Origin of the sequence: Mesorhizobium sp. M7A.F.Ca.CA.003.01.2.1 (assembly GCF_003998945.1) — a bacterium.
GTDB classification, from domain to species: Bacteria; Pseudomonadota; Alphaproteobacteria; order Rhizobiales; family Rhizobiaceae; genus Mesorhizobium; species Mesorhizobium ciceri.
In genome coordinates, this window is the sequence record NZ_RZRA01000192.1 from 1 (window position 1) to 7023 (window position 7023).

A 7023-nucleotide genomic window follows, 5' to 3' on the forward strand; every position below is an offset into this window, starting at 1 on the left:
GTCGTGAAGCGTGCCGTCGGCGCGGCGGAAGCGGACGGCATAGATGCCCTCCCTGAGTGCGGCTTCAGCCGACAGCCTCATATTCGCGGTTGGAAAGCCAAGGGTGCGGCCAAGCTGCTGTCCGCCGACCACCTCGCTTTCGACGGTGAACCGGTAGCCGAGCAGACCGGCGGCTTCAGCCACTTCACCCTCGCCCAGCAATCCGCGGATACGGCTGGACGACACCACCTCGGCGCCCTCGTCCCGGAACGCGTCGACGAGCGTGACGCCGAAGCCGTGACGCTCGCCGGCCGCCATCAGGTAGGCCGGGCCGCCCTGACGATCCTTGCCGAAATGGAAGTCGAACCCGGTTACGGCGTGAGTAATGCCGAGGTTCGTTTCCAGCACATCCGTCACGAACGCTTCCGCCGACAGCGAGGCGAAGTCGCGCGTGAACGGCTGCTCGACGAGCGCGGCAAAGCCCAGCAGCGACAGCAGCCGCGCCTTCATCGGCGGCGGCGTCAGCACGAACAACGGGATATCAGGCCTGAAGATCTTGCGCGGATGCGGTTCGAATGTCAGCACCAGGGCCGGCACGCCGCGCCGTCCTGCCTCCGCCGAGGCTCGCTCGAGCACCGCCTGATGGCCGCGATGGACGCCATCGAAATTGCCGATCGCCACGACGCCGCCGCGCAGGTCGGCGGGAAGCGGCGCGGTTGCCAGGATGCGCTGGAAGGCTGCCATCGTCACCTACCGAAGTCTGGGAATGACGGCCACCGGACCATAGCCATGCTTTTCCAGGAAGGCCGCCAATCTTGCCGGATCCGGTTGCAGGGCATCGCCATAGTCGCGGGCATGGATACCGCCGGAGACATAAAGAACATCGAAGCCATTGTCGGCGGCGCCCTTCACATCGGTCATCATGCCGTCGCCGATGGCCAGCACCTGGCCGCGCTCGACCGGCTGGCCAAGAATCTCGGCAACCTCCTTCATCGCGAGATTGTAGATCGGCGCGTAAGGTTTTCCAGCGATCAATGTGCGGCCGCCGAGCTGGGCATAGTCACGCGCCAGCGCGCCGGCACACCAGATGATGCGTTCGCCACGTTCGACCACGATGTCGGGATTTGCGCAGATGAAAGGCAGGTTCCTGGCGCGCAGCCGCCGCAGGAGCTCCGCGTAATCCTCGGGCTTCTCGACCTCGTCGTCGAACAGGCCGGTACAGACGACGCCGGACGCCTCGAACTCCTCGACAAGCTCGACGTCGAGACCTTCATAGAGGGTGAAGTCGCGGTCGGCGCCGATATGGAAAATCTTGCGCGGCCCTTCGGCGATCAGATCCCGGGTCACGTCGCCTGAGGTAACCACCCGGTCGTAGGCTGACGGTGGAACACCGATCGCGTTCATCTGCGCCACGACATCGGCACTTCTGCGCGGCGAATTGGTGATCAGGACGACGGGGATTTTCGCCTCTCGAGCCCTTGCCAATGCGGAGGCCGCCACAGGGAAATGCGTTTCGCCATTATGGACCACGCCCCAGACGTCGCACAGGATTGCCGAATAGGCCTTCGACACGTCTTCGAGCGAGCCGATGATTTCAGGCGAATCCGCCATGCCGTTTCCTTCAGTCATGATCGTTGCGACCGCCACGACAGACGGTTCGCCGCAGCCGGTTCGGATTAGCCGAACCATTCCGGCCTGTCACCAGCTTTCGCCAGGCACGATTGGTTAGCGGTTGGTGAAGTGCTGACCCGGCAATAGAGCGATTTGCCAAACCCGGCCTTCAGCGTTTTGTGGAAAGCTGGCGTCGATCGAGAATCCGCCGGCGGGGGCCGCTCCAAGACATGCATGGACTTTGGCGTCAGTTCTGCCGCGACCAACGCGGCAACTATGCTCTTATGACGGTCGTCGCTATGGTTCCGCTGATGGGCGCCCTGGCAATGGCCGTCGACTTCACCGAGATGAGCCGCGAAAAACAGGCGGTTTCGAACGCGCTCGATGCCGCAAACTTCGCCACGGCGCGCCGGCTGACGGAGGGTGCCACCGACGACCAGTTGAGGGCCTATGCGCTCGACTTCTTCAATGCCAACCTCAACAAGATCAATCCCGCCAATACGACGCTCACCGTCACCTTGCCAAGCAACACCACCGGCGGCGGCTTGCTCAAGATGACCGCGCGGCTGGACTACAAGCCCTATTTCTATCCGGTCTTCGGCCAGCTCGTCGGCAAATCCGAAACCGACGCCAACCAGAGGATCAGCTTCAACATCACCTCGGAAGTGCGGCTGAAGAACACTCTTGAAGTCGCCCTGGTACTCGACAATTCCGGGTCGATGACCAAGACCGGAACGGGCTCGGGGCAAACGCGCATCGACCTTCTCAAGACCGCGGCAAAACAGCTGGTCGACACGCTGGCCCAGCAGGCGGCGATGATCAAGCAGGTCGACAGGCCGGTGCAGTTCGGCCTCGTGCCGTTTGCCGCCTCGGTCAATGTCGGGCCCGGCAACGGCAATGCGCCCTGGATGGATACCGAAGGATTGTCGCCGGTATCGAACGAGAATTTCGACTGGTCGACGCTGAACGCAGCCGACAAATACGCCCAGCAGACCAACGGCATCTGGTACAAGCGCGGCACCGGATGGGGAACCGACGAAGGCCAGATGCTGACCCGGTTTTCGCTCTATCGCGACATGAAGGTCGTCACCAACCATGAGCGTGTCGTCAACAGCAAGCGCGTGGTGTGCGACGAATACAACCCGAACAACACCTGCAAACGCGACCACGACGAATACGACTACATCGACACCTATGGCCCGTTCGCCAGTTGGCAGGGCTGCGTCGAGGCCAGGCCTTATCCCTACAATGTCAACGACGCGGCGCCTTCCGGCGGCTCGGCGAACACCGGCATAGGGGTCGGCGATCCGGCGACGATGTTTGTGCCGATGTTCGCCCCGGACGAACCCGGCAACCATTGGAGGCTCACCCAGGATCCCGACGAGGCCGCGCCGACGACCTATGGCGCCATCAACAGCTGGTGGAATGACGACCCGACGAGCAGCACCGGCCAATCCCGGCTGCGCAACATGTCCAAATATTTCCAACCGAGGCCGATCAATGCGCCGGCGCTGGCCGCCGGCAACGGGCCGAACTACAGCTGCTCCACCAACCCGATCACGCCGCTGACCGATGTCAGCGTTACCACTGGGCTTACCGCGATCAAGGCCGCGATCGACCTGATGAAGCCCGATGGCGGCACCAATGTTCCCGAAGGCATGGCCTGGGGTTGGCGGGTGGTTTCGAGCGGCGAGCCGTTCACGCAAGGCCGCCCGGAAACCGAGAGAGGCAACGACAAGGTCGTCATCGTGCTGACCGACGGCGCCAATACCTACTACACGCCGTCCTCGCTCAGCCATTCCGACCCCGCCGATTCGAAATCGACCTATGCGTCCTTCGGCTATCTCAACCCAGGCTACAACGGCACTTCGGTGGGCCGCCTGTTCATGGGCACATCGAGCGCCATTGGCCAGTTCGACTATTCGAACGGCAACTACACCAACGCGCTCAACGAGCAGATGGCGACGCTTTGCAACAACGCCAAGGCAGCCAATATCATGGTGATGACGGTGGCGCTCGACCTGTCGACGACCAAAACCGCCGATCAGCAGGCGATCGAGGCGCTGAAATCCTGCTCGTCGAACTCGCGCTTCCGCAAGGATCCAACGGACGCGAGCAAGCCGGCAAAACTGTTCTGGAATGCCACCGGCGCCAGCTTGTCGAACGATTTCAAGGAAATCGGCAACGAATTGTCGAACCTGCGCATCGTCGGCTGATCCTCAGGCTTCGGGGGCTGGCTGGAACAACGGCTGGCGCCGCCATGCACTTGCGCGCGCCTCCCGGGACAGGCACATCTTGGCCGCCTGCCGGATCGCGCGTCCATTCGCGGCGCGCTGGGGAAGAACAGATGCCCGAAACAGCCAATCATCTCGCCTTCGCGCTGGTCTGCCTCGGCATGGTGCTGACGCCTGGCCCCAACATGATCTATTTGATCTCGCGTTCCCTGTCGCAGGGGCCGAAGGCGGGGCTCATCTCGCTTGGCGGCGTGGCGCTCGGCTTTGTCTTCTATGTACTGGCGGCGGCATTCGGCATCACCGCGCTGCTGCTCGCAGTGCCCTACGCCTATGATGCGCTGCGCTTTGCCGGCGTGCTCTATCTCCTGTGGCTGGCCTGGCAGGCGGTGAAGCCGGGCGGACGCTCGCCATTCGAAGTGCGCGAATTGCCGAGGGACCGGCCGCGCAAGCTTTTCGCCATGGGCCTGATGACCAATCTGCTCAATCCGAAGGTGGCCGTGCTCTATCTGTCGCTGTTGCCGCAGTTCATCAGCCCCGGCAAGGGTCACGTCCTGTCGCAGCTCCTGGTGCTCGGCGCGACACAGATCTCGATCAGCCTCAGCGTCAATGCCGTCATCGCGGTAACGGCCGGTTCAATCGCCACCTTTCTCGCCGGACGGCCCTTGTGGCTGGTCATCCAGCGCTGGATGATGGGAACCGTGCTGGCGGCTCTTGCGCTGAAGATGGCGACAGACGCGCAGCGCTGAGAGTGCAAACCGGCGGTCGCCGCTGTCAGCCGCCGAAGACTTCTTTCAGGAATGCATGAGAGGCAAGGATGGATTGCTCGGCAGCATTGTACTGACCATAGGCCTCGATGCCGGTCTTCAATCCTGCGGAGTCAAATCCGTGACGAGCACCCGGGTAGACGTCAAGCTGCACAGAGCTTCCCTTGCCGCTGCGCTGCGTCATCATCTCCTGGCAATTTTTGGCGGGGGTCCGATCGTCCAGCTCGCCGATCAGGATCAAGGTCGGGACCGCCATGTCGCCATTCGTTGCCGAACAATCCGGATAGTAGGCGATCGCAGCCTTGAATTTGCGCTCCATAAGCCGCTCGTCTCCACCAGACTGCAAGGCCTCGAGCGTTGCGTTCCCGCCAGCGGAGAACCCCATCAACGCAATGCGCCGCGGGTCGACAAAACTGTATTTTGATAGGTATTCCAGAGCGCCGTAGGCGTCATATACGCGATCAACAGGGTGGAGGCCATCACAGGTCTCCTTAATGCCGCGGGTGCTGAAGCTGTCGACGACGAGGACGACGTAACCCCAGGAAGACAGTCGCTCGGACCAGGTTTTCCTTACACTTCGGGGCAAACCTGAACATCCGTGCAGAACCACGACAGCCGGGAACGGCCCCTCACCCGGCGGACGCGTTAAATACCCCTGCAGCGGCGTGCCGGGAACGGCCCTCGGGACGTTGCCGCCCGCTTGCGCAATGCGCTTCTGAAATGGCGTTGGCTCCGAAGCCGCGCTTTCAAACTGCACCGGCTGGTCAGCGCGCGCTGGCGCGGCATGCAGATAGCTACCGATACAAAGGCAGGTCAGACAGACGACCTTGTTGGGCAGTCTCGGCAGGGTGAAGGCCATGGGTGCCTGCTTCGTTACATCGGCCGTCTTATCTGCTGTGCCCGCTCCGGCTCGACCACCTTGCGGTAGAGATGCCAGGTGGCATGGCCGAGCACCGGCATGACGACGGCGAGCCCGGCAAACAGCGGGATCGAACCGATCACCAGAAGCACGGCGACCAGCAAGCCCCACAGCGCCATTTGCAGCGGGTTGGCCATCACCGCCCGGGCCGAGGTCTCGATGGCTGAGACGGCGCCGACGTCGCGGTCGAGCAGCAGCGGGAAGGCAACCACAGTGGTGGCCAGCACGATTACGGCAAAGACAAAGCCCGCGGCATTACCGGCAAGGATCAGCGTCCAGCCCTTACTGGTGGTCAGCACGTCGCGGATGAAGCCGCCGATCGAGGCCGGCGGCTGGTCTCCGAACAGGCCAGTGTAGATCGATTGCGCGGTGTAGAGCCACAACAGGAACAGCGCCACCAGCATGACGCCGATGACGGCGATCGACGGGATCGCGGACGAGCGCCGGACATCAAACGCGTGCCGCCAGGAGGTGTTCATGCCGAGCTCGCGCCGGCGGCTGATCTCGTAAAGGCCGAGCGCCGCAAACGGCCCGACCAGAGCGAAACCCGACATCAGGGGATAGATGAGCTGGATGGCATTGGCGCCGGACGTCCACTGCGTCAGGATCAGGCCGACGATGGGATAGATCAGGCACAGGAACACGTAGTGCGATGGTTTTGCCCAGAAATCCTCGAACCCGAGACGCAACGCATCCCAAAGGTCCGACGTGGTGATGCGGCGCACCGTCGGCTGCACATGCATTCCACGTGCGTCCGCCATGACATGAAAGCCGGCCATAACCTTCCTCCCGTGTGTCGGGGCGGTCACCGCCTGGATGGCCGCCAGAGCTGCCACTTCAAGATCGAGAAGCATGATAGCAGAGTTGGCGGCGATTGTCGCCGGGTCAATGGCCTGGGGAGCAACTCCTCGTTGTGTTCAACTCTCCGTATGGCCTCTCATATGGCGTACCTTGGCAGACCTTCGTTTTGGCCAATCATTGTGCTGCATTTTAGCATTTACGCATTTTAGCATTTACTTAAATTACTCGTAGGGATCCCTGGCGTATCACCTGAGCTTTACGAGTTTCGGCGAGGGACTATGTTCGCATTGAAAGCCTTCTGGTCTTCGGAGCGCGGCAACTTTGCCATAACGACCGCCTTCGCTATGCTGCCAATAATGATTGGTTTGGCCGGCGCCGTCGATCTGATCGGCACGAGCCATGACGCCTCGCAACTCCAGAACTCGCTGGACGCGGCTGGGCTCGCCATCGGCACGAAGTTCTCTCCCGATATGGCGGCTGGCGATGTCCAGCAGCTTGGGCTGCAGTTCTTCGCCGCCAATATGAGCGCGGCCGACCAGCAGGAATATTTGGGCAGCGTCTCCGCTTTCGCGGCAACGGCAAGCGGCAGTCCAAGCGCCTACTTTATCTCGCTGTCGTCCAGCATAAGCCGCCCAAGCTTCATCAGCGCCTCGGCCCCCTGGCAGGCCTACCGCTCGGCCTCGGTCAAGATAAAACCTGGCGCGCAGGCCTGCGT

General features: G+C 62.3%; 6 protein-coding genes and 1 pseudogene. 3 read left to right on the forward strand and 4 right to left on the reverse strand.

Going from position 1 to position 7023, the window contains the following annotated elements:
- Both EN969_RS10595 and EN969_RS10600 read right to left on the reverse strand, forming a co-directional pair.
- A partial coding sequence (locus tag EN969_RS10595) for a bifunctional riboflavin kinase/FMN adenylyltransferase (RefSeq protein WP_164758211.1) occupies positions 1–723 on the reverse strand: 723 nt, incomplete at its 3' end.
- A gap of 6 nt (positions 724–729) precedes the next feature.
- A complete protein-coding gene (locus EN969_RS10600; protein WP_063170199.1) occupies positions 730–1590 on the reverse strand; it encodes a TIGR01459 family HAD-type hydrolase in 861 nt (286 codons plus the stop codon).
- A 230-nt stretch (positions 1591–1820) separates the two neighbouring features.
- On the opposite strand from EN969_RS10600, the gene EN969_RS10605 reads away from it, so the two are divergent.
- Complete coding sequence (locus EN969_RS10605) at positions 1821–3806, forward strand: TadE/TadG family type IV pilus assembly protein (protein ID WP_027163218.1); 1986 nt, start codon at positions 1821–1823, stop codon at positions 3804–3806.
- Between the two features lie 131 nt (positions 3807–3937).
- Positions 3938–4570, forward strand: coding sequence for a LysE family translocator (locus tag EN969_RS10610; RefSeq protein ID WP_024504845.1), 633 nt, complete (start codon positions 3938–3940; stop codon positions 4568–4570).
- A gap of 25 nt (positions 4571–4595) precedes the next feature.
- Here EN969_RS10610 and EN969_RS10615 read toward each other — a convergent pair whose 3' ends face one another.
- Both EN969_RS10615 and EN969_RS10620 read right to left on the reverse strand, forming a co-directional pair.
- A complete protein-coding gene (locus EN969_RS10615) occupies positions 4596–5447 on the reverse strand; it encodes a dienelactone hydrolase family protein (RefSeq protein WP_063167719.1) in 852 nt (283 codons plus the stop codon).
- Between the two features lie 14 nt (positions 5448–5461).
- Entirely contained in the window at positions 5462–6286 is an 825-nt protein-coding gene (locus EN969_RS10620) for a DUF2189 domain-containing protein (protein WP_013532367.1), read from the reverse strand.
- Positions 6287–6664: 378 nt separating this feature from the next.
- Here EN969_RS10620 and EN969_RS10625 point away from each other — a divergent pair.
- Positions 6665–7023, forward strand: a pseudogene (locus EN969_RS10625) (pilus assembly protein); the annotation flags it as partial.